Origin of the sequence: Paenibacillus lentimorbus NRRL B-30488 (assembly GCF_000411595.1) — a bacterium.
In the GTDB taxonomy this organism is placed as follows: domain Bacteria; phylum Bacillota; class Bacilli; order Bacillales; family Bacillaceae; genus Bacillus; species Bacillus velezensis.
Genome location: NZ_ANAT01000019.1, coordinates 1 through 26,630, shown reverse-complemented (window position 1 = coordinate 26,630; position 26,630 = coordinate 1). Strand labels below are relative to the sequence as shown.

At 45.8% G+C, this 26,630-nt stretch carries 16 protein-coding genes, 1 tRNA gene and 6 pseudogenes; 17 read left to right on the top strand and 6 right to left on the bottom strand.

Features of this window, described 5'->3' with window-relative positions; all coding sequences use genetic code 11:
* Positions 1 to 4: 4 nt before the first annotated feature.
* Both D368_RS11090 and D368_RS11085 read right to left on the bottom strand, forming a co-directional pair.
* Positions 5 to 766 carry a hypothetical protein gene (locus D368_RS11090; protein WP_128574800.1) on the bottom strand — a complete coding sequence of 254 codons (762 nt, stop codon included), beginning with the start codon at positions 764 to 766 and terminating at the stop codon, positions 5 to 7.
* Between the two features lie 65 nt (positions 767 to 831).
* Positions 832 to 1,137: a DUF948 domain-containing protein gene (locus D368_RS11085; protein ID WP_071391740.1), complete on the bottom strand. Its 306-nt coding sequence runs from the start codon at positions 1,135 to 1,137 to the stop codon at positions 832 to 834.
* A 128-nt stretch (positions 1,138 to 1,265) separates the two neighbouring features.
* On the opposite strand from D368_RS11085, the gene D368_RS11080 reads away from it, so the two are divergent.
* The 4 genes from D368_RS11080 (at position 1,266) to proB (ending at position 4,803) form a co-directional block, all read left to right on the top strand.
* Positions 1,266 to 1,982 carry a 3-ketoacyl-ACP reductase gene (locus D368_RS11080; RefSeq protein WP_015417604.1) on the top strand — a complete coding sequence of 239 codons (717 nt, stop codon included), beginning with the start codon at positions 1,266 to 1,268 and terminating at the stop codon, positions 1,980 to 1,982.
* A 284-nt stretch (positions 1,983 to 2,266) separates the two neighbouring features.
* Positions 2,267 to 2,635 (top strand): replication termination protein, encoded by a 369-nt coding sequence (rtp, locus tag D368_RS11075; protein WP_003153833.1) that lies wholly within the window; start codon positions 2,267 to 2,269, stop codon positions 2,633 to 2,635.
* Positions 2,636 to 2,811: 176 nt separating this feature from the next.
* Positions 2,812 to 3,660 carry a pyrroline-5-carboxylate reductase gene (gene proC, locus D368_RS11070; protein ID WP_014418088.1) on the top strand — a complete coding sequence of 283 codons (849 nt, stop codon included), beginning with the start codon at positions 2,812 to 2,814 and terminating at the stop codon, positions 3,658 to 3,660.
* A 24-nt stretch (positions 3,661 to 3,684) separates the two neighbouring features.
* Positions 3,685 to 4,803 carry a glutamate 5-kinase gene (gene proB / locus D368_RS11065; protein WP_014305177.1) on the top strand — a complete coding sequence of 373 codons (1,119 nt, stop codon included), beginning with the start codon at positions 3,685 to 3,687 and terminating at the stop codon, positions 4,801 to 4,803.
* Between the two features lie 59 nt (positions 4,804 to 4,862).
* Here proB and gltC read toward each other — a convergent pair whose 3' ends face one another.
* A complete protein-coding gene (gene gltC / locus D368_RS11060; RefSeq protein ID WP_025852255.1) occupies positions 4,863 to 5,765 on the bottom strand; it encodes a glutamate biosynthesis transcriptional regulator GltC in 903 nt (300 codons plus the stop codon).
* A gap of 145 nt (positions 5,766 to 5,910) precedes the next feature.
* Between gltC and gltB the strand changes: the two genes are divergently transcribed.
* A complete protein-coding gene (gene gltB / locus D368_RS11055; protein ID WP_128574799.1) occupies positions 5,911 to 10,470 on the top strand; it encodes a glutamate synthase large subunit in 4,560 nt (1,519 codons plus the stop codon).
* Between the two features lie 16 nt (positions 10,471 to 10,486).
* A complete protein-coding gene (gltD, locus tag D368_RS11050; protein ID WP_071391742.1) occupies positions 10,487 to 11,968 on the top strand; it encodes a glutamate synthase small subunit in 1,482 nt (493 codons plus the stop codon).
* Positions 11,969 to 12,336: 368 nt separating this feature from the next.
* On the opposite strand, the pseudogene D368_RS11040 reads toward gltD, so the two are convergent.
* Positions 12,337 to 13,312, bottom strand: a pseudogene (locus D368_RS11040) (zinc-binding dehydrogenase).
* 118 nt (positions 13,313 to 13,430) lie between these two features.
* Between D368_RS11040 and D368_RS11035 the strand changes: the two are divergent.
* The 4 genes and pseudogenes from D368_RS11035 (at position 13,431) to D368_RS11020 (ending at position 16,245) form a co-directional block, all read left to right on the top strand.
* Positions 13,431 to 14,296 (top strand): annotated as a pseudogene (locus tag D368_RS11035) (LysR family transcriptional regulator).
* A gap of 51 nt (positions 14,297 to 14,347) precedes the next feature.
* Positions 14,348 to 14,587: pseudogene (locus tag D368_RS11030) on the top strand (His/Gly/Thr/Pro-type tRNA ligase C-terminal domain-containing protein); the annotation flags it as partial.
* Positions 14,588 to 14,624: 37 nt separating this feature from the next.
* Positions 14,625 to 14,927, top strand: a complete 303-nt coding sequence (locus tag D368_RS11025) for an ArsR/SmtB family transcription factor (RefSeq protein ID WP_003153841.1) — start codon at positions 14,625 to 14,627, stop codon at positions 14,925 to 14,927.
* Positions 14,928 to 15,070: 143 nt separating this feature from the next.
* Positions 15,071 to 16,245: pseudogene (locus tag D368_RS11020) on the top strand (MFS transporter).
* Positions 16,246 to 16,291: 46 nt separating this feature from the next.
* Here the strand turns inward: D368_RS11020 and ggt are convergent.
* Positions 16,292 to 18,066, bottom strand: a pseudogene (gene ggt / locus D368_RS11015) (gamma-glutamyltransferase).
* A gap of 243 nt (positions 18,067 to 18,309) precedes the next feature.
* Here ggt and D368_RS11010 point away from each other — a divergent pair.
* The 3 genes from D368_RS11010 (at position 18,310) to D368_RS11000 (ending at position 19,516) form a co-directional block, all read left to right on the top strand.
* Positions 18,310 to 18,540, top strand: a complete 231-nt coding sequence (locus tag D368_RS11010) for an excisionase family DNA-binding protein (protein WP_003153848.1) — start codon at positions 18,310 to 18,312, stop codon at positions 18,538 to 18,540.
* Between the two features lie 315 nt (positions 18,541 to 18,855).
* Positions 18,856 to 19,401 carry a site-specific integrase gene (locus D368_RS11005; RefSeq protein ID WP_003153850.1) on the top strand — a complete coding sequence of 182 codons (546 nt, stop codon included), beginning with the start codon at positions 18,856 to 18,858 and terminating at the stop codon, positions 19,399 to 19,401.
* A 42-nt stretch (positions 19,402 to 19,443) separates the two neighbouring features.
* Positions 19,444 to 19,516: transfer RNA gene (locus D368_RS11000), tRNA-Arg, on the top strand.
* A gap of 144 nt (positions 19,517 to 19,660) precedes the next feature.
* On the opposite strand, the gene D368_RS10995 is transcribed toward D368_RS11000, so the two are convergent.
* Complete coding sequence (locus D368_RS10995; protein WP_015417595.1) at positions 19,661 to 20,203, bottom strand: IseA DL-endopeptidase inhibitor family protein; 543 nt, start codon at positions 20,201 to 20,203, stop codon at positions 19,661 to 19,663.
* A 228-nt stretch (positions 20,204 to 20,431) separates the two neighbouring features.
* Here D368_RS10995 and D368_RS10990 point away from each other — a divergent pair.
* From D368_RS10990 to D368_RS10970, 4 genes and pseudogenes are all read left to right on the top strand, one after another.
* Positions 20,432 to 21,819: pseudogene (locus D368_RS10990) on the top strand (MATE family efflux transporter).
* Between the two features lie 114 nt (positions 21,820 to 21,933).
* The gene (locus tag D368_RS10985; protein WP_071392576.1) at positions 21,934 to 22,902 is read left to right on the top strand and encodes an aldose 1-epimerase; all 969 of its coding nucleotides are present in this window, start codon (positions 21,934 to 21,936) and stop codon (positions 22,900 to 22,902) included.
* Between the two features lie 18 nt (positions 22,903 to 22,920).
* The gene (dacB, locus tag D368_RS10980; protein WP_071391746.1) at positions 22,921 to 24,396 is read left to right on the top strand and encodes a D-alanyl-D-alanine carboxypeptidase/D-alanyl-D-alanine endopeptidase; all 1,476 of its coding nucleotides are present in this window, start codon (positions 22,921 to 22,923) and stop codon (positions 24,394 to 24,396) included.
* Between the two features lie 478 nt (positions 24,397 to 24,874).
* Positions 24,875 to 26,630 (top strand): condensation domain-containing protein (locus D368_RS10970; RefSeq protein ID WP_486129252.1); only part of this gene is annotated, 1,756 nt, incomplete at its 3' end.

Here is a 26,630-nt window from a genome sequence, read left to right as displayed (position 1 = left end):
TTTTTTACAGCTTCTGAAGAAACCCGGCAAACCGCTGAATTTGTTCACGTAACGATTGTTGGTTTTCGTGAAATTGCTTGAAACGATGTCCGTTTGCTCCGGACGGATGCGGGAAGCCTTCCAGAATGACCGCATGGCCCATTCTGCCGTTCTTCTTCAGCATGCGGCAGGCCGATTCTGCTGCTTTACCGAGAGGGATAAGCAGAATGTCCTTTTTCATCATTTCTATTTCATCCGGAAAACATGTCAGCGCGTAACGGCTGAGAAGAGCTGATCTGCTGATTGCCGGCCGATGTCCAGTATAGTTTTTCTGTTTATAAAAAACAGGGTGTTTAATAACGGATGTCGTATGAAGCAGCTCCCGTTTTGAATCAAATAACCGGGATGAATCCTCAACGTGAAGCGCGGCCGGCAGACCGCATTCATTAAGCATTTCGATGATGTGCTGCCTCATGGAACCGGAAAGTCCGGCCGCTTTTTTTGTCTCATATGCTATCACCTCAAGAGATTCGCCGTTTTTTAAAAGCTGTGCCGCTGCTTTGTAAGCCCGCTGCATCTGAAAAAAACCGGGTGTAATTCCGGAGATGACAACCGCAGCATGTGGGTTGATATACTCATTATGAGGCGAATAATACATATCCAGATCTCCGTCCTTGGCTAAATGGAACTCCGGAGTCAGCAAATCCGATTTTGTAAATCCTCCCGAAGATGATAATGCTTTGAGCTGCTGCAAAAAATGCGCAAGCCGCTCACGATCGCAAATCATGTTATGCCTCATTGAATCCGCCAGTTTCTCTTAGTGTCATCAAAAACGTCGGATGACATGCAGGCTCATAAACCGCTTTTACCGGCGTTCCAGAGCATTTTCAGGACGTGAGGCGTTCCTTTAACTTCGGCTGCCGTCGTTTGCACGGCTGTTTTTTTAGTAAGAATGTCTTCCTGCAGTTCTTTCTGCTTTTGTGATAACAAACGGGTTTCTGTTTTGATTTCTTCAACGGACGTCTGCATAGACGCTGTCGCGGCGTTAATCTTCTTTATATCAGGCGCTGTGTTTCTTTTAAAATGCACGGCGGATACGGCTGCATAAATTAATGCGGCAGCCGCAACGGCAGCACTGATATACAAAATGATGATCATCTGCTTTTCACTCCTTTTTTTCAGTTGATACCCTTTACGGATCGTGTTGAATCATTTTATTTGCTAATTGTTTTTTTCTGCTTATAATGTGAAATCGTACATAAGGACATTCAGAAAGGGTGAAAGACATGGAAAGCCTACAAAACAAAACGGCTCTTATCACGGGTGCGGGCAGAGGAATCGGCCGCGCCGCCGCTATCGCTTTAGCCAAAGAAGGAGTCAATATCGGTTTAATCGGCCGTACAGAAGCAAATGTCGAAAAGGTTGCGGAAGAAGTGAAAGCCCTTGGTGTAAAGGCATCATTCGCTGCTGCCGATGTGAAAAACCAAAAAGAGGTTGAACAAGCCGTCTCCTCTATTAAAGAAGAACTCGGTGAGGTTGACATCCTGATTAACAATGCCGGAATCAGCAAATTCGGCGGATTTTTGGATCTTACGCCTGAAGAGTGGGAAGACATCATTCAAGTTAATGTAATGGGTGTATACCACGTGACACGCGCCGTTCTTCCTGAAATGATTGAGAGAAAATCAGGAGATATCATTAATATTTCTTCTACGGCGGGCCAAAGAGGCGCCGCGGCGACAAGTGCGTACAGCGCTTCTAAATTTGCCGTTCTCGGTCTGACCGAATCTCTCATGCAGGAAGTCAGAAAACACAATATCCGTGTCAGCGCAATGACTCCGAGCACGGTTGCAAGCGACATGTCTATTGAATTAAATCTGACAGACGGCAATCCGGAAAAAGTCATGCAGCCTGAGGATCTTGCAGAATATATGGTTGCTCAATTGAAATTACATCCGCGCATTTTCATCAAAACGGCCGGTTTGTGGTCAACTAATCCTTAAACAAAAGGGGACCTGTCTTCGTGACGGGTCTTTTTTTGTTTTCGCAACCCGAATAAATAGGCATAAAGATCCGTTTTTGCAGAAAAAAGAGTGAAAAAGAAACCGATATCAGCTATAATTAAACTAAATAAACTATGTACCAAATGTTCACTAAGATTATTTTTCCCGCCTCCAAAAAACAAATCAATACAAACCAAACTGTCCGAACAATAAAAGGGAAAACGGGATATAAAGAGAATATTTAGTACATGGAATAATTTGTTAGAAGGAAGGGTGTGCACATATTGAAAGAAGAAAAAAGAAGTTCAACCGGTTTTTTAGTGAAACAAAGAGCCTTTTTAAAGCTTTACATGATTACAATGACAGAGCAGGAACGGCTTTACGGACTGAAGCTTCTCGAGGTGCTGCGTTCGGAATTTAAACCCATCGGTTTTAAGCCGAATCATACCGAGGTGTACCGTTCACTTCACGAACTTTTGGATGACGGGATTTTAAAGCAAGTAAAAGTGAAAAAAGAGGGAGCCAAACTCCAGGAAGTTGTTCTCTATCAATTTAAAGACTATGAAGCTGCGAAGCTTTACAAAAAACAGCTGAAGACAGAGCTTGACCGCTGCAAAAAGCTGATAGAAAAAGCCATTTCAGATAATTTTTAAATCCGGCCGGAACGCACCCGGCCTCCCGGGCTCTAAAGGTTTGTTCTGTGATTCATTATACATAATAACAGGCTCGGAACAATACATATCAATAAAACCTTCAAACTTGACATCGACTCCTGAAGTGGTAACATAAAAAACGTGTGAAAAATACGAACAAAATACGAACAAGGGAGATGTTACCGATCTTAGATCAAAAGAAAGTTGCTTTTATCGGAGCAGGATCAATGGCTGAAGGAATGATATCAGGCATGGTCCGCGCAAAAAAAATTCCCAACCAAAACATCTGCGTGACAAACCGCCGCAATACAGAGCGACTCGCTGAATTGGAACATCAATACGGAATTCAAGGCATTGCTTTTGACAGCATGAAAACCGAAGACATTGATGTCTTTATTTTAGCCATGAAACCGAAGGATGCTGAAATCGCTCTTGCTACGCTGAAACGGCGTATCCAACCTCATCAAATCATCCTGTCTGTTCTGGCAGGCATAACAACCTCATTTATACAACAATCATTACATGACCGTCAGCCAGTTGTAAGAGTGATGCCAAACACATCCAGCATGATCGGCGAATCGGCAACAGCTGCGGCTTTCGGAGACCATGTCTCTTACGGTTCAGCAAAAACCGCGGTATCCCTTTTGGAATGCCTCGGGGAAGTGTACGTGATCAAGGAAGATCAGATGGACATTTTCACCGGCATCGCAGGCAGCGGACCGGCGTACTTCTATTATTTAATGGAGTTTATTGAAAAAGCAGGTGAAGAAGCCGGCTTAGACAAACGGCTGTCCCGCAAAATCGGCGCGCAAACGTTATTGGGCGCTGCTAAAATGCTGATGGAAACGGGTGAAAAACCGGATGTGCTTCGGGAAAACATCACCTCTCCAAACGGCACGACGGAAGCCGGCCTCGATGCGCTCAGGTCAGAAGGCGGCGGAGAAGCCATTGCCAAAGCCATTAAACATGCGACCGAACGTTCTATTGAGATCAGCAAAACAATTGAAAAAACGGCAGCACTATAATCGTTAAGAAACAGGAGTGATACAGTGACGTCTCGGACGAAGATCAAAAGAGTCGCGGTGAAAATCGGAAGCAGCTCACTGACGAGCCTGCACGGGGAAATCAGCAGAAGAAAGCTGGAAGCATTGGTGGATCAAATCGCACAGCTGAAAGACAGCGGCTATGAAGTGATTTTAATATCTTCCGGCGCAGTGGCGGCAGGTTATCGGAAGCTCGGATTTATTCAGAAACCGGAAGGCCTCCCTGAAAAACAGGCTTCTGCTTCCATCGGGCAGGGATTATTAATGGAGGCTTATTCAAAGCTGTTTTTAGCGCACGGTTATGTCGCATCACAAATATTAATTACAAGAAGCGACTTTTCCGATGAATACCGCTACCATAATGTGCGCAATACGATGAACGTCCTTTTGGAACGAGGCATTATTCCGATTATTAATGAAAATGACACGGTCACAGTCAACCGGCTGAAATTCGGAGATAACGATACACTCGCAGCGAAGGTGGCAGGTTTAATTGATGCCGACATGCTTGTGATTTTATCAGACATTGACGGTTTATATGATGATAATCCGCGCAGCAACCCGAAAGCGAAAAGAATCAGACATGTAAGTGACATCACTCCGGAAATAGAAGCAAGCGCGGGAGATGCCGGGAGTGAAATGGGAACCGGCGGAATGCGTTCGAAACTGGATGCTTTTAAAATTGTGATGGCCTCCGGTATTAAAGGCTTTCTCGGGCAGGCTAACATTCCGGACATTCTGCTTCAAGCGGTAGATGAGGCGGCTGAAGGAACTTATTTTGAAGCGGAAGGAACCCTGCCGTTAAACCACAAAGAACAATGGCTTGCATTTAATTCCGGCCCCGAAGGCGAAATTGTGATGGAAAAGAAAAGCAGCCGCGATGTCGCGAACGGAAATATGGCACTGTCACCGCAGGATATCGAACAGATTAAGGGCAGATTCAGCAGCGGAGCGGTTGTCAGGCTGCTTGATCAGCAGGGAGAAGAGCTCGGACTCGGCATCGTCAACTATTCCTCAGCCCAGCTGAAGACATTTAAAGAAACGCCGCACAAACAGACCGATCAATCAGTCATTGATCCGGAAGCGTTTGTCTGCCACGTTGAACTATCCATTCCGATCGGCTGAGAAAGATCTATAAAAATATGAAAAAGCCCGAGGCTTCGTTTTGAAGCTCGGGTTTGTTTTTATTGATATTGTTCAAGTTTGGAGAAAAATTGAATGACAAAATGATAGAAATCATTTGCAGACGGAGCCAGTTCTCTTCCTTCTGGTTTAATAATGCCTACGGTGCGCTTCACTTGAGGAAATTCAATCGGAATTTTGACCGTGAACCGGGGTGTGGTTTCTGCAAAGGTGCTTTCGGGTAATAAAGTAACTCCCATCCCCGCGGAGACTAATCCTTTAATGGCATCTAAATCCTCGCCTTCCGTCGATACAAGCGGCGCAAAGCCGGCCTGTCTGCAAGCGTCAATCGCCATGTTTCGGAGAATAAACCCTTCAGGAAATAAAACGAATTGGTCGCCGCGCAGATCAATTAAATGAATATTTTTCTGTTTGGCAAGCGGATGATGCAGCGGAACAAGCGCGTAAATCTTTTCCGTGAATAAGATATTGCCTGTTATGTCGGGGAATTCCGTGGGAACGGGGCCGAGCAGCGCAGCATCTATATCCCTGTTTCTTACCGCTTCGATTAAAAACTTATAAGAACCCTGGCGGAGCAAAAACTCAACGTTCGGGTATTCCTCTTTAAATGCCGAAATCACAGTCGGCAAAAGCTGGCTTGCAAGGCTCGTCGGAAATCCTATTTTGACGGTTCCGCGATTCGGATCAAGATATTCATCAATTTGTTCCTTCGCATAATCAATTGCTTTCATCGCGGTTTTAACATGTTCTAAAAATTGTTTGCCGATCGGCGTTAATTTAATATTTCTGCCTTCCCGTTCAAATAAAGTGACTTTCAGCTCTTCTTCAAGATTTGCAATCTGCCGGCTGATGGCGGATTGTGCGACATGCAGATGATCAGCCGCTTCTGACACATGTTCCCGTTCTGCTACCTCCATAAAATACCGAAGCTGGCGTAATTCCATTGCGTTCACACCCATCTATCTCATTTTGAGATGTATTTGATCTAAATTATATATTGTTTATATTGTTTTGAAAACTTACAATTAATTTAAAGTTGTCAGATTTTATGACCGATAATTAACGGAAACTGATCGGGGGAGAGGAATTATGACTTACAATCAAATGCCGAAAGCACAAGGTCTCTACCGTCCGGAATTTGAGCACGATGCATGCGGAATCGGCTTGTATGCCCATTTAAAAGGGAAACCTTCACATGACATTGTCAAAAAAGGACTGAAGATGCTTTGCCAGCTGGATCACAGAGGAGGACAGGGCAGTGATCCGAATACGGGTGACGGCGCCGGCCTGATGGTTCAGATCCCTGATGCTTTTTTTAAGAAAGAGTGCGGAGAAATGAAGCTGCCGGAAAAAGGCCGTTACGGGGTAGGAATGGTCTTTTTCTCGCAAAATGAAGAGGAAAGAAAAAAGATCGAAAAACAGGTGAATGCATTCATTGAGCAGGAAGGACAGATTGTTCTCGGCTGGAGAACCGTCCCTGTAAATGTCGGAAAAATCGGAACAGTGGCACAAAGCACTTGCCCGTATGTGCGTCAAGTATTTATCGGAGCCGCAAACGATTTGAAAGACAGCCTTGCTTTTGAACGCAAACTGTATGTCATCCGGAAGCAGGCGGAAAATTGGGGCGTTCAAGAACAGCTTGATTTTTACTTCGCAAGCTTGTCAAGCCAGACTATTGTTTATAAAGGGTTGTTAACGCCTGAGCAGGTTGACGCTTTTTATTTGGATTTGCAGGATGAAACCTTCGTATCTGCATTTTCACTCGTGCATTCAAGATTCAGCACAAATACCTTTCCTACTTGGGAACGTGCCCATCCGAACCGCTATCTGATTCATAACGGAGAAATCAATACGCTCCGGGGCAACATCAATTGGATGAGAGCGAGGGAGCAGCAGTTCGTTTCAGAAAGCTTCGGAGACGATCTTCACAAAGTGCTGCCGATTTTAAATGCTGAGGGCAGTGACTCATCCATTCTTGATAATGCATTTGAATTTTTCGTGATGGCGGGGCGGAAACCGGCACATACGGCAATGATGCTGATTCCGGAACCATGGACAGAAAACACTCACATGTCTAAAGCGAAACGGGCTTTTTATGAATATCACAGCTCTTTAATGGAGCCGTGGGACGGGCCGACCGCCATTTCGTTTACGGACGGAAAACAGATCGGCGCCATCCTTGACCGTAACGGCCTGCGTCCGGCACGTTACTATGTGACAAAAGATGACCATATTATTTTCTCATCTGAGGTCGGCGTTATTGAAGTGGAGCAGGAGAACATTCTTCATAAAAAACGTCTGGAGCCCGGAAAAATGCTGCTCATTGACTTAGAGGAAGGCCGGATTATTTCAGATGAAGAAGTAAAAACAGAAATAGCCAATGAATTCCCGTATCAAAAATGGCTTGAAGAAGAATTGGTTCAAGTGAATCCTGACCCGGAAATCCGGGAAGAGGAACAATTCGATGATCTTCTCGTCCGTCAAAAAGCGTTCGGCTATACGTATGAAGATATTCAGAAGTATTTAATTCCTGTTATTAAAGAAGGCAAGGACCCGCTCGGCTCTATGGGAAATGATTCGCCGCTCGCCGTTTTATCCGATCGCGCCCAATCACTGTTTCATTACTTTAAACAGCTGTTTGCGCAAGTCACAAACCCGCCGATTGACGCGATCCGCGAGCAGCTTGTGACCTCTACGGTGACATGGCTTGGAGCTGAAGGCGATCTGCTGCATCCGAGTGAAAGAAATGCACGCCGCATAAAATTGTATACTCCTGTATTATCAAACGAACAGTTTTATGCGCTGAAAACACTTGTGCACCCTGACATTAAGAGCCAGAACATCCGCACGCTGTTTTCCGATGACCTAGAAAAAGGCCTGAAGGATTTGTTTCAGCAAGCGGAAAAAGCGATCAAGGAAGGCGTATCTCTGTTAATTTTATCTGACAGGGCAATGAGTAGGGAATTGACGCCGATTCCGCCGCTTTTGGCCGTCAGTGCGCTGCATCAGCATTTGATCCGTCAAGGCCTGCGAACAAAAGCAAGCATTATCGTTGAATCCGGGGAAGCGCGTGAAGTTCATCACTTTGCGGCTCTCATCGGGTATGGTGCCGATGCTGTCAATCCGTATTTGACTTATGCTACGTATAAGCAGGAAATCGATGAAGGCCGGCTTGATATTCCGTATGAAGAAGCTGTCAGCAAATACGGAAAGAGCGTAACAGAAGGCGTCGTGAAAGTGATGTCAAAAATGGGGATTTCAACTGTGCAAAGTTACAGGGGCGCCCAAATTTTTGAAGCGGTCGGCATCGGTGAAGACGTTATCGCCAAATACTTTACCGGTACTGCATCTCAGCTTGGCGGAATCGATATTGAGACGATTGCGCAAGAAGCGAAACAGCGCCACCAAGCGGCGTACAAGGATGATTACAGCCAAACTCTTGATCCGGGAAGTGAATTCCAATGGCGGAACGGGGGAGAGCACCACGCTTTCAACCCGAAAACCATCCATACGCTGCAATGGGCCTGCCGAAAAAATGATTACAGCCTGTTTAAGCAGTATTCTCAAGCAGCGGATGAAGAACGAATCGGATTTTTACGCAATCTGTTCGCCTTCAAAGAAGACCGCAAGCCTTTAAAATTAGAGGAAGTTGAATCAGCTGCGTCCATCGTGAAACGTTTTAAAACAGGAGCGATGTCATTCGGTTCATTAAGCAAGGAAGCCCATGAGGCTTTAGCGATAGCGATGAACAGGCTTGGCGGAAAAAGCAACAGCGGAGAAGGCGGCGAGGATCCGAAACGTTTCGTTCCGGATGAAAATGGCGACGACAGAAGAAGTGCGATTAAACAGATCGCTTCCGGCCGTTTCGGCGTAAAGAGCCATTATCTCGTCAATGCGGATGAATTGCAGATCAAAATGGCGCAAGGGGCGAAGCCGGGAGAAGGCGGTCAGCTTCCGGGGAACAAAGTATATCCTTGGGTCGCGGATGTCCGCGGTTCTACACCAGGTGTAGGGCTGATCTCACCGCCTCCTCACCATGATATTTATTCAATTGAAGATTTGGCGCAGCTGATCCATGATTTAAAAAATGCAAATCGAAGCGCGCGAATCAGCGTCAAGCTCGTATCAAAAGCCGGTGTCGGCACGATTGCGGCCGGTGTGGCAAAAGGCACTGCGGATGTCATCGTCATCAGCGGCTACGATGGCGGAACGGGCGCATCGCCGAAAACGAGTATTAAACATACGGGTCTTCCGTGGGAGCTTGGTCTTGCAGAAGCTCACCAAACGCTGATGCTGAACGGTTTACGGGATCGCGTGGTATTGGAAACGGACGGTAAGCTGATGACAGGCCGAGATGTCGTGATGGCCGCCTTGCTCGGTGCGGAGGAATTCGGCTTTGCTACAGCGCCGCTTGTCGTTCTCGGCTGCGTCATGATGCGCGCCTGCCATTTAGATACATGTCCTGTAGGTGTCGCGACGCAAAATCCGGAGCTCCGCAAAAAATTCATGGGCGATCCTGACCATATCGTAAATTACATGCTGTTTGTCGCAGAAGAAGTGCGTGAATATATGGCGCAGTTAGGCTTTAAGACGCTTGATGAAATGATCGGACGGACAGACGTTCTTCATGTCAGTGAACGTGCGAAAGCGCATTGGAAAGCGGGCCAGCTTGATTTATCCACACTGCTGTACCAGCCTGAAGGCGTACGCACTTTCCGTACGGCGCAAAACCATAAAATCGACGAGTCGCTTGATATGACGGTTATTCTTCCGGCGGTGCAGGCTGCAATTGAAGCCGGTCAGGAAGCGGAAGCTGAAATCAAGATCAATAATACAAATCGCGTAGCCGGAACCGTGACGGGAAGTGAAATTTCTAAACGCTACGGAGCGGAAGGCCTGCCGGATGATACGATCAGACTTCATTTTACCGGATCAGCCGGACAGAGTTTCGGAGCATTTGTCCCTAAAGGGATGACACTTCATTTGAACGGGGATTCAAATGACTACGTAGGCAAAGGGCTTTCAGGCGGAAAAATCATCGTGAAAGCGCCTGATGCCTTCAATTGTGAAACACACGATAACGTTATTATCGGGAACGTCGCATTTTACGGAGCAACAAGCGGGGAAGCGTATATTAACGGACGCGCCGGTGAACGTTTTGCAGTCCGTAACAGCGGAGTCAATGTCGTTGTAGAAGGTATCGGAGACCACGGCTGTGAATACATGACAGGCGGCCGGGTTGTCGTCCTCGGCGAAGTCGGCAAAAACTTCGGGGCGGGAATGTCAGGCGGTATCGCATACGTCCTGAGTGAAGATGCCAAAGCATTTAAACGCAAATGCAACATGGAAATGATTTCATTTGAAAAGCTGACGGATGAGGCGGAGATCAAAGAAGTGCAAGAAATGGTCAAACGGCATGCGGCGCTGACAAACAGCAAAAAAGCCGCAAATCTTCTGGACAATTGGGAAAAAGCCGCAGAAACCTTTATCAAAGTCATTCCGAAAAACTATAAACAAATGCTCCTCAGCATCGAAGAACAAAAAGCGGCGGGTTTATCAGAAGAAGATGCAATTATGTATGCTTTTGAAGCCAATACGAAGGTTCAGCAAACGCCTGCCAAAGACCATAAACAAGCGGTAGTACAGTAAGAAAGGGGAGAGGAACATGGGGAAACCAACTGGATTCATGGAAGAAAAACGAGAAAAACCGGCTGAGCGGGACCCTCTCACTCGCTTAAAGGATTGGAAAGAGTATTCGGCTCCATTTTCAGATGAAGCGTCAAAGCGGCAGGGGGCGCGGTGTATGGATTGCGGCACACCGTTTTGCCAAATCGGCGCTGATATCAACGGTTTTACCTCCGGCTGCCCGATTTATAACCTGATACCGGAGTGGAATGACCTCGTCTATCGGGGGCGCTGGAAAGAAGCCTTGGAGCGCCTTCTGAAAACGAATAACTTTCCTGAATTCACAGGGCGGGTCTGTCCCGCTCCTTGTGAAGGATCTTGTACGCTGGCCATTTCAGATCCGGCTGTTTCAATTAAAAACATCGAGCGGACGATCATTGACAAAGGTTTTGAAAATGGATGGATTCAGCCGAGAATTCCCGCGAAACGCACAGGTAAAAAAGTCGCTGTCGTCGGTTCAGGCCCGGCAGGTCTGGCAAGCGCTGATCAGCTGAATCAAGCCGGTCATTCCGTAACGGTCTATGAGCGTGCCGACAGAGCCGGCGGCCTGCTGATGTACGGCATTCCGAGCATGAAGCTTGAGAAAAATGTCGTCGAACGCCGTATTAAGCTTTTGACGCAGGAAGGTATAGATTTTGTGACAAATACCGAAATCGGCGTTGACATAACGGCAGATGAGCTGAAAGAACAATTTGATGCCGTCATTTTGTGCACAGGCGCCCAAAAGCAGCGCAATCTGCTGATTGAAGGCCGGGAAGCAAAAGGCGTCCATTATGCGATGGACTATTTAACACTGGCGACGAAAAGCTATTTAGATTCCAACTTCAAAGACAAACAATTTATAGACGCTAAAGGGAAAGATGTCATCGTGATCGGCGGAGGAGACACAGGAGCTGACTGCGTGGCAACCGCGCTGCGTCAAAAAGCGCGCAGCGTGCACCAGTTCGGGAAACATCCTAAACTTCCTCAGACGCGCACGAACGACAATATGTGGCCTGAACAGCCGCACGTCTTTACCCTTGAATACGCCTATGAAGAAGCGCAGGCAAAGTTCGGCAAAGACCCGAGAGAATATTCAATTCAGACGACAAAAATGGTGGCCGATAAGCAGGGCCGCTTACAAGAGATCCACACCATCCAAATGGAAAAAGTCAGAAACGAATTCGGAAAGTATGAATTTCATGAACTGCCCGGTACAGAAAAAGTCTGGCCTGCTCAGCTGGTGTTCATCGCCATCGGTTTTGAAGGAACAGAACAGCCATTATTGAAACAGTTCGGTGTCGATTCGGCAAATTATAAAATTCAGGCGGCATATGGGGATTATAAAACGAATGTTGACGGTGTTTTCGCCGCAGGGGATGCGAGAAGGGGCCAAAGCCTGATTGTATGGGCGATTAATGAAGGCCGGGAAGCAGCGCGCGAAGTCGACAGTTATTTAATGGGGAGCACTGTTTTACCGTAAATAAAGGGGTTTATTTATAAAACCGGCTGGGATCAGCCGGTTTTTCGTATTGAAATGGAACCTCCTTCTTCTTGTATTGGTCATATAAGGGTAATGTGGAACTGGAAGATAAATATGGAATTTTGTTTTACAGAGTGGAGAGATTGTTTTCTTCCGGAGACTGATACGATTTGCAAGCCTTGCGCAGTCGATCGCGGTGCTGCTGACGGCGGAAGTCATCGCCGCCGTTTATTATTAAAAAACGTGACGGGCTCTGTGTGTCTCCAGTCGATTTGCGGGCAGATTTTAATCGATGAAGAACAACATTTTGAATTTCAAGCGGAAACGCTAATAAACAAATAAGGAAACGGACGGGTCCGCTCCTTTTTTTAGACATCTACACGAAAGCCGATATTGCCGAACTGCCGTCCTTCCCGCATCCTGTTAAAAGCGGCAGCTGCTTCACCGAGAGGGTACATGCGGTCGATAATGGGACGGATGCCGCAGCGGTTTATCAATTCCAGCATATCCACGAATTCCTCATTGCTTCCCATTGATGTACCGAGAATATGAATCTGCGGAAAAAACAGCGAGCGAATGGGAAATCCGAGCTGATCGCCTGAACTGGCGCCGAATGTTACGATCCGGCCATTCGGTTTAATAATGTCAAGATAGTGTTGAAATAAGGCGGGGCCTACACCGTCAAGTATGATATCTGCTTTTTCACCATTCAGCGCCTCATTCCAGTCACCGTAGCTGTCAATCGCCCGGTCTGCACCGTATGACAGTGCGGTTTGTTTTTGTTTTCACTGCGGGAGGTGACGCTGACTGTCGCTCCGATAGCTTTTGCCATGAATAAGGCGTATGTTGCCACGCCGCTTCCGATGCCCGGAAGGATAAGGTGTTCGCCTTTTTTTAATTTCCTTTTGTAAATAAGGCGCGATAAGCGGTTAATGCTGATAACGGCAGGACGCCCGCTTCCTCCCAAGTCAGGTGTTCGGGTTTTAAAACGGCATTTTCCGCAGGAACGATGACATAAGGTGAAAATGTTCCGTCGCTCGGACCGCCTAAAATATCAGGGACGGCTGGTACGTCCTCAACAGTCTTCCAATTCAGCACCGGGTTGATGATGACTTCTGCATTCAGTAAATGAGACCGGACGCCGTGTCCTATTTCGGTTACGATTCCCGCGCCGTCTGAACCGAGAATAAATTCATGGTTTCCGGTTTCTTGTTTTTTATTAAAACAAATCACGATGGTTTAATCCGGCTGTTTTCAGCTTTATTTTACTTCGCCGTTCCCCGGCCTTTTGTCAGGTGCCTGCCTGAAATCAAAGCCATTTTCGTGTATGATAAGGGCATTCATCATTCTTCTCTCCTTTATGATTGATGAGAAAAATTTTACAGGCTGTATCAGCTGCAGTAAATAAATGAAAATTGATAGCCGGCTATCAATAAAAATCATAGCAAGAAGGTGCCCTTACATGGAAAGCGGAGACTTAAAGATTTTTCAGGCTGTCGCCCGCAAAGGAAGTATTTCAAAGGCGGCAGAAAGCCTGCATTATGTTCAATCAAATGTGACAAACCGGATTCAGCAGCTGGAACGGCAATTGCAAACACAGCTTTTTTACCGCACAAATCGGGGAATGACGCTGACGCCAGCAGGTGAAAACTTATTAAAAGACGCAGACAGAATCCTTCAATTGCTGCATGAGGCGCAAAAAACGGCGCAAGAGGCAGGCGATCCGAACGGCCCGCTTCGAATCGGTTCTCTTGAAACGGCGGCAGCCGTCCATCTCCCTCAATTTTTCACGGAGTATTGCAGCCGCTATCCGAAAGTACAGCTGTCGCTGTCAACCGGTGATACACATACCTTAGTGCAGCGCGTTCTACACTATGAGCTGGACGGCGCTTTTGTTTACGGACCGGTCGAATATGAAGATCTTGAGCAAGACGCTGTATTTCAAGAAGAATTGGTCTTGGTTTCAAATAAGCGGGAAGGCAGTTTGCAAGACTTGCTGCGAGAGCCGATTCTGTATTTTGCCGCGGGCTGTTCGCACCGCCGCAAAATAAAAACATACTGAAAGAAGAGGCAGTGCCCGCACATAAAATCATTGAATTCGGTACGTTGGAAGCCATTATTGGGGCGGTGCAGGCGGGGATGGGGGTCTCCTTTCTGCCTGCATCAGCCGTCCGTTATTTTCAAAACAGGAAAAATCTTTTTCTTCATGAGCTTCCTGAACATTTTCGGAATATGAATATATCATTCATCTACCGGAGTGATTTATTTTTGACATCGGCGTTTGAAGAACTGCTGAATGGATTAAAAACATTATCGAACGGAAAATGAGAAAACAGAACAGCTGTGTACGCCAATTTTTTTCGTTCCGGTTTTTCTCAAAAGAAAGCGGGTATCCGGGCTGAGCTCGATCAGCGTGATGAAAAACTCGGCTATAAAATCAGAGAAGCACAAATGAAAAAAATACCGTATATTGCGGTTGTGGGAGATCAAGAGTGCCGCCATCATTCTGTACATGTAAGGCAATACGGGCGGGAAAACACATTTGAAGAGAATGTGAGTGATTTTATTTCCCGGATCATAAGAGAGACAAAACAAAAAATAGAGATTCAAGAAAAATAACATTGACATATCGTAAAATCACGATATAATAAAGCGTATGAAACCTATTGATGTTTTTAAAGCGTTGTCTAATGAGTCACGGCTTGAGATTTTACAATGGCTGAAAGAGCCGGACCGTCACTTCGCACCGCATGATGGCATTGATATGAATGAGATCGGAGTATGTGTCAGCCAGATCACCGATAAGCTTCAGATGACACAGTCAACGGCGTCTCAATATCTTTCCATCCTTCAGCGGGCAGGCCTTATCCAAACAAAACGGATTGGCAAATACACCTATTATAAAAGAGATGAAGATGCGATAAAGGCGATGGCCGATTATTTTCAGCGCGAAATGTAGGGCTGAATCCTTTAGAAGAGGGATTCAGTTTCTTTTTTCGACTACACATCGACATATTGCGATTTGTTTCTGTTTGTTCAACTCTTTATATCGATATATCACAATATATCTTTATATAAATCATCAATGAAGGAGTGTGTCAGGTGCAAAATACCTGGAAGATTTACATTTTGGCAATTATCAGCTTTTTAGTGGGGACGTCTGAATATGTGATATCCGGGATGCTTGATAAAATTGCAGGTTCCTTAGGAGTTACTGTGGCAGCAGCTGGGCAGCTGATTACGATTTTTCACTTGTTTATGCAATCGGAACGCCTGTCATGATGGCCCTTACAGCAAAACTGGATAGAAGGAAGCTCATGATCTATGCTCTTGGATTGTTTGTAATCGGAAATATCATTTCATTTCTCGTACAGGGATACGGCTTATTTGCGGCAGCCCGGGTGATCATGGCGCTTGGAGCAGGAACTGTGGTGGTCACCGCGCTTACGATCGCAGCAAAAATCGCTCCCCCGGGAAAACAGGCAAGTTCTCTCGCAACAGTCATTATGGGGTTTACGGCGGCGCTCATTATCGGTGTTCCGATCGGAAGAACCGTGTCTGAAGCTTTCGGCTGGAAGGTGGTTTTCGCCGGAATTGCGGCGATCGGAATCATTGCTATGCTTATTATACGTTTCGCGTTGCCTGAGATAAAAGGAGATAAACCGGTACCGCTTATTCAGCAATTTTCTCTTTTGAAGAAACGAAAGGTGGCTGTGGGGCTTGCCATTACGTTTTTTTGGCTCGGAGGCTATTCGGTTGCGTATACGTACCTTTCTCCGTATTTACTGAACGTCACTCATATCGGCAGCGGAATACTGAGTACATTGCTGCTTATTTTCGGTGTTGCAAGTCTTGCCGGTTCTAAAGCAGGCGGTTTCAGCGCAGACAAATGGGGGGCACGTATGACATTAACCGGCGGAATGGCGCTTCATGCTATCATGCTCATGTTATTGCCGTTTGTCACACATTCTGCTTTCGGAGCCGCGGCAGTGCTTATTTTTTGGTCCTTCGCCGCCTGGTCATCAGGACCTGCTCAGCAGTATCATTTGGCAACGATGGAGCCTGAATCATCGGGTGTATTACTCGGCCTCAACCAGTCCGTGATGCAGCTGGCTATGGCGGCCGGGGCGGGCATCGGGGGCCTTGTTGTCACTCATCTGTCTCTTGCGTCAGTGACATGGATCGGATCAGCGGGTGTTGTCATCGCGATGTGCGGCGTGCTTTTACTTGCCTCGTTAACATCTGAAAAATCCTCATCTGAATACAGTGCAGAATAAACAAAAGCCTCATTTCTCAGCTTGAGAAATGAGGCTTTTTGTCTAGTTATTTTTTATATTGTTTCAAGTTTACGCCGATTGCGGCTCCGTTTCGGCTTGAGTCGGCAACTCCGGTGAAGGTGCCGTTTTCACGGTCGATCAGGATGCTTTGCACATTACCGATATCAACCGGGCTGCTGCCGAATTTATGCCCCATTTCGTTCAGTTTTGTGCGGGCTTCTTCCGGCACTCCTTTTTCATATCGATAGGATGTCATGCTGTTCGTGTAAATTCTCGGCTCTTCGACCGCCGCTTTCAGATCCATGCCGTACTCAACTTTGTTCAGGATCGTTTGCAGGACGGAAGAAATAATCGTTGCTCCGCCGGGAGAGCCGACAGTCAGGACAGGTTCGTTATTTTTGAATAAAATAGTCGGAGTCATGCTGCTGAGCGGACGTTTATTCGGCTGCACTTCATTTGCGCCGCCAGGCACCGCATCGAAGTCTGTTAACTCATTATTCAACACAACGCCGTATCCGGGAACCATAATGCCGGAACCGAACAGCTGTTCAATCGTTGTCGTATAAGATACGACATTGCCGAAGCGGTCAGTTACCGTGAAGTGAGTCGTTTGGCCTTCTTGTTTGTCAGTCGGCTGCTTCACTTGTTTATAGTTTGCAGAACCTTCCTGATAGGCCCAAGGGTCGCCGGCTTTCGGTTTTTATTGACTTTATCAATATCTATCAGCTGTCTGCGGGCATTGATATAATCTGGATTCAAGAGGCCTTTGAGAGGGACGTTGACGAATTCTGGATCCCCGGCAAATGCGGCGCGGTCAGCATAAGCCAAATGCATCGTTTCTACGAGAAGCTGATATTTTTGCCAAGAACGGATATCATATTGAGAAAGCTTAAAATCATCCAGGAGGTTCAGCATTTGCAACAGGAAAACACCGCCCGAGCTTGGAGGAGGAGCAGTTGCGATATGATAGCCCTGGTAATCTCCCCAGATCGGTTCGTCAATCGTCACATTGAAGTTTTTAATATCTTTTTCTGTCATTGAGCCGCCGAATTCCTGCACTGTTTCCGCAAGCTTTTTGGAGAATGCACCGTCATAGAATGCTTTTGTGCCTTTGTACTTAATAGCTGTAAATGTTTTGGCTAAGTCTTTTTGGATGAGTGTGTCTCCTTCTTTCAGAGGTTCTCCGTCCGGAAGAAACACGTCTTTTGCAGCGGTGTGTGATAATTTGTCTTTATAATCTGAGATGGCATCAGCTAAAACCGAATCGATCGGAAAGCCTTTTGAGGCAAGTTTAATGGAAGGGGTGATGAGTTGTTTCATGGAGCGTGTGCCCCATTTGTCGAGCGCTTTTTCAAGTCCTTTTAATGTTCCCGGAACACCGACTGCAGTCCCTTTAGTAACGCGTTCGGAGAAAGGGATGGCTTTGCCGTTCTCGTCAAGGAACATATCCGGTGTTGCGCCTGCCGGTGCGCGTTCCCGGCTGTCGATAATGGTGGTGTCTTTCGTCTTCGCATCATAAACCATCATAAATCCGCCGCCGCCGATTCCCGACATCATCGGTTCGGTTACGTTTAATGCAAATTGGATGGCAACCGCGGCGTCAATTGCATTGCCGCCTTTTTTCAGCACGTCGGCACCGATTTGTGAAGCGAGAGGATGGGCGGTGGCAACCATGCCGTCTTTGCCGACATCTACCTGTTTGTAGTCGTCATAGGAAAACGGGTGTTTCTTAGCCTGAGCGTGATAAGGGATGCTTCCGGCCGCGAGCAAAGTACTGAGCAGAACGATAAAACAGAGATTCATAAACTTTTTCTTTTTCATAGTCTGCCTCCTTTGTTTTCCGCTTACAATTATAGAGTAAGTAAAATGTGCTGTTTTCACAAGTGACAAACGGAATAGTCCGGTGCGCAAAAAGCCGGAGTTTCTGTGTGAATGTAATCAGTCGCAAATAGGCTAAATGGGAAACCGGGCAGAAAAAGCTGTGAAACAAGCATAAAGACAAAAAATAAGCTACAATAAACAAAACAGAATTCACTCACATGACATATGAAAGGAACGTGAGCCATGTATTTAACGATCAAAGAGACAGCTGAGTTTACCAGTCTTCCTGAAGAATATGTGCACAATCTTGTTTTGACGAATAAAATAAGGGCCGTACATGACGGACAGCAATATTTAATCAACAAGGAACAATTTCAAACCCATCTCGAACAGCTGGAAAAATATAAGGAAATGATTCAAGAGTTTTTAAATGAGCCGCTTCCTGAAGACATTGATGTAAAAGATGAAGACTAGGACACAATTTCATATTGTGTCTTTTTTTTTCATTTTTTTCGGTTGCTCACAAAAAAACGAATGCTCAGATTTCGTTTTAAGGACGTTGTTTTTCTTTTTTAATACCGTGAGTCTCTATTGATTTAAAATCCCGTCACCGGGTCATAAATGATGTTTTTGAAGACTCCGATGAAACTGTGTGCCTTATTCCCCTTATGTAACACTATGTATATTATGTTACATAAGGCCCTTTATCCTTTATCATTCAACAGGTTTCGGCTATAATAGTAACATAATACTCAATATGTTACTTTACCAATTATAAGGGGTTTTTTGATGCATATCGTACAGCCGATCCGAAGTTTGGAGAAGATCCAGGAAGTCAAACAGTATTTAATGAAGAAAAGTGATCGTGATTATTTTTTATTTATTTTCGGCATGAACAGCGCACTGCGGATTTCTGATGTTCTGCCGCTTCGCGTGAGGGATGTAAGGAACAAAGACCATGTGTGGGCAACCGAAAGCAAAACGAGAAAGAAAAGAAAAATTCTGATACTGGAGTCTTTAAAGGCCGACATATACGCTTATACAAAAGACATGAAAGAGGATGACTATTTGTTTAAATCGAAACGGACGAATAAGCCCATTTCCCGGATTCAGGCATACAGAATATTAAAGGAAGCGGCAGCCGCTTGCGGATTGGAGGAAATCGGGACGCATACGCTTAGAAAGACGTTCGGGTATCATTTTTATCAGAGGACAAAAGACATTGCTGAACTGCAGAGGATTTTGAATCATTCTTCTCCGTCTATTACAATGCGTTATATCGGAATAGATGAAGATACGACGAGAGCCGCCTATAAAGTGTTCGGAGGGCTGTAGGCTTGAAAAAAACGGCCGCCAGCGTTACTATAATAGAAGCAGGCTCTAGTAGCACAGCGGATAGTGCAGCAGTTTCCTAAACTGCAGGTCGGGAGTTCGAATCTCTCCTAGAGCGTTTTTTGTATAAGATAGGCGCAGATTAATAATGTCGGCAAAACAAAAACCCCTTGTTATACAAGGGGTTTTTGAGTTTAATATTTTGCAAGAACCTGGTGGAAATGATGTGAAAAAAGCCCGCTGTAAGCAAGCGGGCTTTTTCTTATATGACAGCATCAAATTGATTGACTTTCCAAACGTTGTTTTCTTTTACGAATGTTACATCGCGTTTTGCTGACGGAGAACCGTCAAGAGTCGGTACAGTGAAGCGGTATGTTTGAACGCTTCCTTTTTTAGAAAGAAGAGTCATTTTTGCTTTTTTCCAATTCAGGAGGTTATCTCCGTCGCCAACCGGAACAGCCAATTTGCCGTCTTTTACAGTGAAGTGGTAATCTTTGAGCCCTTTGTCAATCGCTTGCTTTGTAAAAGCGGGTGTCAGATATTTTACGGCTTTCGCTTTTGTTCCGAGGTCTTTGCACATAAATACGTATTGAAGATTTTGATATTCAAACGGTTCAGATGTGCAGTTTGCGTTTGATTTAAGCGCACCGCCGCTCATCGTGTTCCAAAAATGTTCTCTCGCTGACAGGGCCAGTTGAAGTGCTTGTTTTTGTGTAAGGTCATTAGATGCATTTTTTGCGGTCGCCGCAGTGCCTAATGACAGAATCAATGTAATAGTAGTGAGGAATAATAGCCATTTTTTCATGATATAATCTCTCCTTCAATCAATCTCTTTCTCTTATGTTACAAATGTTACAATAATTACGGTAAGATTACAATACCTTTTCAGAAATATTTTCCGGACTTTTTATTTTTATGGTTTATTTCCATGTAAGACGTGAGAAAAAGATAAAGAGTTTCATTGAACAAAAGGTTTTTACAAGCTGTCTGCTGAATAATAAAATGGAAGAAAATCAAAAAAGGAGTCCTACATATGGAAGTACAAGATCATTTAGAAACAGCGGAAGGCCGCGGCCAGTCTGTCTGGCGATCGATGTCACTGTTTTTAGTGCCGCTGCTTTTAAGCAATGTATTGCAATCTGTCGGCCAATTGGTCGGAATGGTATTTGTCGGAAGGTGGCTCGGAGTTGATGCGCTTGCCGCCGTATCGTCTTTTTTCCGCTGTTTTTTCTGCTGATCTCCTTTACGATCGGAATCGGTTCGGGAAGTTCCATTCTGATCGGGCAGGCTTACGGCGCGAAAAACGAAGAGAGGATGAAGGCGATTGTCGGCACTACACTGACTTTTACCTTTATGCTCGGTGTTGTTCTGGCAGTTGTCGGCAGTGTGTTTACGCTTGATATTCTGCGGCTGATGGGAACGCCGGAAAACGTAATAGATGTCAGTGTCCGATATGCGCGCATTTTGTTTTGCGCAATGCCGCTGATGTTTTTATATTTTGCGTATACGACATTTTTACGCGGAACGGGAGATTCAAAGACTCCGTTTTATACGTTAATCGTCAGTACAGTCATAAACATCGGGCTCTTGCCCTTATTGATTCTCGGGCTTTTCGGACTTCCGAAGTTCGGCATTTACGGTTCGGCGTATGCAACCGTGATTTCAAACATCGTGACATTTATCGTACTCATGGTTTATTTGCGGAAAAGGAAACATCCATTGGCATTTGACCGGACTGCGCTCCGTTCTCTTAAAATGGACAAAAAGCTGCTCGCGCTTTTACTCCGTCTCGGGATTCCGTCAAGCATCAATATGATTCTCGTGTCACTTTCTGAAATTGCGGTCATTTCATTTGTCAATCATTACGGATCAAACGCGACGGCTGCTTACGGGGTTGTCAACCAAGTGGCGAGTTATGTGCAGATGCCGGCGGTAAGCCTCGGTATCGCCGTTTCAATTTTTGCCGCCCAATCCATAGGAGCTAATCAATTCGGCCGGCTGAAGCAGGTCATCAAAGTCGGCATCGGCCTGAATTATTTGATCGGCGGGGTTTTGATTGTGCTGATTTACACCTTCTCCCGGCAGATACTGGCTTTGTTTTTAACAGATCAGGATACACTCCACATTGCCCGCAATCTGATTATGATTACCCTTTGGAGCTATTTGATTTTCGGTCACGCTCAGATTGTTTCAGCAACAATGCGGGCGAGCGGTACGGTGTTATGGCCGACGATTATCAGCATTTTTACGATTTGGGGAATTGAAGTGCCTGTGGCCTTTATTCTTTCTCATTATACGAATCTCGGCATTCTCGGCATTTGGGTCGGTTATCCGGCGGCTTTTGTCGTCAGCCTGCTGCTGCAATACGGATATTACCGGTTTGTATGGAAGAAAAAACAGATTACCCGGCTGATTCAATAAGGTTTTACCGCACATCGCTCAATTCATACGGGCGATGTTTTTTTAGAGAAGGAAAATGAGTTTAGAAAATGGAATTCCTATACATGCTAGAAAACAAGGAAAGGGCAGGTGCTTATGACGATTGAACATACGACTTATTTAGGAGTTTCAGCCATAAAAGCGGAGACTGATCAGGCTGAATGCATCATTGTGCCGGAGTGGGGATCAAATGTCATATCGCTTCGGGATAAAAGAACCGGTATGCGGCTTCTGAGAGAACCGGAAACTGCGGAGGAATTCCTCAAAAAACCGATGCTGTACGGCATTCCCGTTTTATTCCCGCCGAACCGGATTACGGACGGGACGTTTCGTTTTGACGGGCGCGCGTATCAATTCGAGATAAACGAAGAGGATAAACATAATCATATTCACGGCTTTCTTCACAATCAGCATTGGAAAGCGGCGGCAGCGAGAGAAGAGGAGGATGGAATGACAGTCGAAACAGAAATTGATCTTTCAAAGATTCCCCGTGTTCATAAACAATTTCCGCACGATGTCATTGTCCGGATGACCTATACATTAAAAGACAATGTGTTTACGCAGCGGGCGCTGATTATGAATAAGGGAACGGAGGCTTTTCCTTGGGGGCTAGGCTATCATTCCACATTTGTTTTCAATGAAGAGCGATCCCGTCTATTTTTGACGGCTGACCGCATGTGGGAATTAAATGAACGTTTCGTACCGACGGGCCGTTTATTGGATGTGCCTGATAAAGAAGCGTTCCGTCATGGGATGTCTTTGAAAAATAAACAGTTTGACGATGTTTTTCTTTCTTCCGGACGGAATGGCGGCAATAATGAAGCTGTTATTTATCATCCGGATGAGCAATTATCCGTTTTGTATCAAGCGGACACGTCTTTCAAGCATTGGGTGGTATATAACGGCGACGGAAAGCAGGGGTTTGTCAGTCTTGAGCCTTATACTTCCGTTACAGATGCTTTTAATCTGAATCAGCCTGCATCACTGACAGGGCTTCAGATTCTGAAACCGGGCGAAGAAGCGGCTGCGTCATCCAGGATCACCATTTTGCATGACGAAGAATAGGAAAGAGGCGGGATAACATTGAAAACATATGTGAAACGCTTGTGCGCGGTGATTCTGCTTTTGATCATTGCCGAAGTTCCTTATATTGATGATGCGGCTAAGGCGGCTGAACAAAAAAATACTTTGCAAAAAGAGCTGGAACACATTCTGGATGAAGAACCCGCTTTAAAGGGAGCTTCAGCGGGCGTCAGTGTCCGGTCAGCAAAAACAGGGGAGGTGCTGTTCAGCAGCCGGGAAGATATGCGGCTGAGGCCTGCATCATTGATGAAACTGCTGACGGCATCTGCGGCGCTTTCCGTTCTCGGAGAAGATTACACCTTTAAGACAGAAGTACGGGCAGACGGCGCCGTGAAAGGAAAACAGCTGCGCGGAAACCTTTATCTCAGGGGAAAAGGCGATCCGACCCTATTGGCTTCTGATTTTGAGAAGATGGCTAAACAAGTCAAAGCCAGAGGCATCCATGTCATTAAAGGAGATCTGGTCGGGGATGATTCGTGGTATGACGATACCAGGTATTCAGTTGATCTTCCGTGGAGTGATGAAGGCCAATATTATGGCGCGCAAGTATCAGCTCTTACCGCTTCCCCAAATGAAGATTATGATACCGGAACGGTGATTGCAGAAATCACCCCGGCGAAACAGCCCGGTAAAAAGCCGCGCATTTCGATTTCTCCCCATACGGACGTCGTTCGTGTGAAAAATGAAGTAAAAACCGTCGCTTCTGATGAAAAGAAAGAATTGACGGTTGAACGGGAGCACGGTGGCAATGTGATTACGATAAAGGGAATCATACCTGCCGGCTCGGCAAAGGCAAGAGAATGGGCGGCAGTGTGGGATCCGTCGTCCTATGCTTTAGATTTATGGAAACAAGCGCTTACTAAACAGGGTATAACTGTAAAAGGGAAAATCAGAACAGGGCGAATGCCGCACCGCACCCAGCTTGTCACATCACGGACGTCCATGCCTCTTTCAGAATTATTGATCCCGTTTATGAAACTGAGCAACAACGGGCATGCCGAAATTCTGATCAAGGAAGTGGGAAAAGTGAAAAAAGGGGAGGGCAGCTGGGAAAAGGGCTTGGACGTGATGAAATCGGAGCTCAAATCGTTCGGGCTGAATCCGGATGAATTGATTGCAAGAGACGGATCCGGCGTTTCTCATATTAACGGCGTATCCGCCGGCCAAATCGGAGAGCTTTTGTATGCGGTTCAGAAAGAAAAGTGGTACCCGGCTTTCCTTCGTTCGCTCCCTGTCGCCGGTGCAAGCGACAGAATGACGGGAGGCACTCTTCGGAACCGGCTGAAGAATACTCCGGCAGAGGGCAAAATTAAAGCGAAAACCGGGTCACTAACATCAGTCAGTTCGATTGCCGGCTATGCAGACACAAAAACAGGAGATACGCTTATTTTTTCCGTGCTTCAAAACGGGCTGCTTGACGAAGATGACGGAAAAGACATTGAAGACAAAATCGCAGTCGTGCTGGCAAATCAATAAGAAGGGCCGGATCCTTAGAGGGTTCGGCTTTTTTTGATGTCTGTAAAACATTATATTGCGATTACGAATCAATCTTTTCAAAAAGTAATATCGCAATATACTTCCTTTTTTACATACTACTTTCTTACTTGTTCACCGATTTTTCATTTTCTAACATGAAACTTCTTTTCAGGAGGCAAAACCTTTTTTAAAAGCGCAATTAATTATACATTTTATTCCTTATTATAGTGTTTAAGAACCAGTTTGCAGTGTGCATACATACCGTTTTACATGGTATAAAGATTATAGAAATGAAGAAATGAAGTGAGGAATATATACTATATTCTAAAAAATGTTAGAGAAAATTTAATTTTTTATTGTGATTTCTAAAATATGTTTTAAAATAATGCTTATATGGATGATTTAGTCATATGCTGTCGAAATTTAATTGTAATTATTTCACTTTCTTATCCTCTTAAATTGAAGCGGAGGGATTCCATTGAAGAACACTGTTTATTCTTTAACTCACGCACAAAGAAGAGTGTGGTTTACCGAGCTGCTCGAACCGGGCACAAGTATCTGCAATCTCGCGGCATGCGTCAAATTCAGGGGGGACATTGATTTTGACGTACTGCGCCATGCTTTAGATTTTTCTATCTCGCAAAATGATTCGCTCAGGTTTCAACTGACAGAAGGGGACGGATCAGAACCCCAGCTGTATCTGGCCGGGCATCGGCCGATTTCTCTAGAGACTGTTGATTTTACTCATACTGATAACTCAGAGCGGGACGCATGGATTGACACGCAGACCCGTGTTTCGTTCAAGCTGTTTCATTCACCTCTGTATCAATTTACTCTGCTTGTCATGTCAGACGAAGAAGTTTGGCTTTATTCAAAATTTCACCATATTATCATGGACGGCATCTCGCTCAACCTGCTCGGCAACCAGCTCATTGATATCTACCAAAAGATCATGCGGGGCGAGGATTTAGCTGAACATCACAGGCCTTCCTATCTCAGCTACATGGAAAAAGAACAGCAATACTTACAGTCTTCCCGTTTTCAAAAGGACCGTTCATTTTGGACTGAAACATACCGAACCGTTCCGGAACACCTTTCACTGGCGGAACGAACCTCTCATCTTAGACAAAGCACTGCGGCTTCCAGAGATACAATCACTCTTTCTCACTCCTTAGAACAATCTATCCGGCGTTTTTGCAAAGAAAATAATATCAGCATCATCTCTCTGTTTATGGCTTCGTTATACATATGCATCAGCCGTCTGACGGCTAAAAAAGATATTGCCATCGGCACTTATTACGGAAACCGGGGCTCCAGGCTCGAAAAGGATATGCTCGGCATGTTCGTCAGCACACTGCCGATCAGAATGACGGCAGATCCTGATGCGGAGTTCCTGTCCTTTGTCCGCAGCGTAGGAAAAGAGCAGCTGTCTGTTATGCGGCACCAGAAATATCCTTACAATCTTTTTGTCAATGAATTAAGGCAGGTTCATCACGATCTGCAAAATATCATCGGGATTTCGATGCAATACCAGCCTCTCGCGTGGCATCAGGCGGAGGGCTTCGATTATGAAACGGCGATGTTTTTCAGCGGGCATACGGCAAATGAGCTGTCCATTTTAATTAAGGAGCGGACAGATACGGGGTTGATTGAGCTGAATTTTGATTATCAATCCGCTTTATTTACTGAAACATCGATTAAACGGATTCAAACTCATTTGCTGACGATCGTTGAAAATGCCGTTAGAAATCCAAACCGGCTGATTCGGCATATTGATATGGCGGATGAAAAAGAAAAGAAACGGGTGTTATCTGCGTTTAACCGTACAGAAACGGCTGAACCGCCGGCCCCGACGCTTCACGGGCTGTTTACCCGCCGCGCCGCGCTTTCGCCGCATCGTCCGGCGCTCCGTTTTCCGGGCGGTATGCTGACGTACGCCGAGCTCGATCAGTACACGGACAGGCTTGCCGTCCAGCTCCGACAAAAAGGCGTCCGCAAAGAAAGCATGATCGGTGTGCTCGCTGAACGCTCGCCAGAGATGGTGATTTCAGTGCTTGCCGTGTTAAAAGCAGGCGGCGCCTACGTGCCGCTTGACCCAGAATATCCGGAGGACAGGCTGCGCTATATGCTCGATGACTGCGGCGCCTGTCTCCTGCTTCAACAGTCGGGGTTATCCGTTCCCGGTTTTTCCGGCGAAACGCTAGAAGTGTCTCTTTCTGCCCTTACAGGTGAGG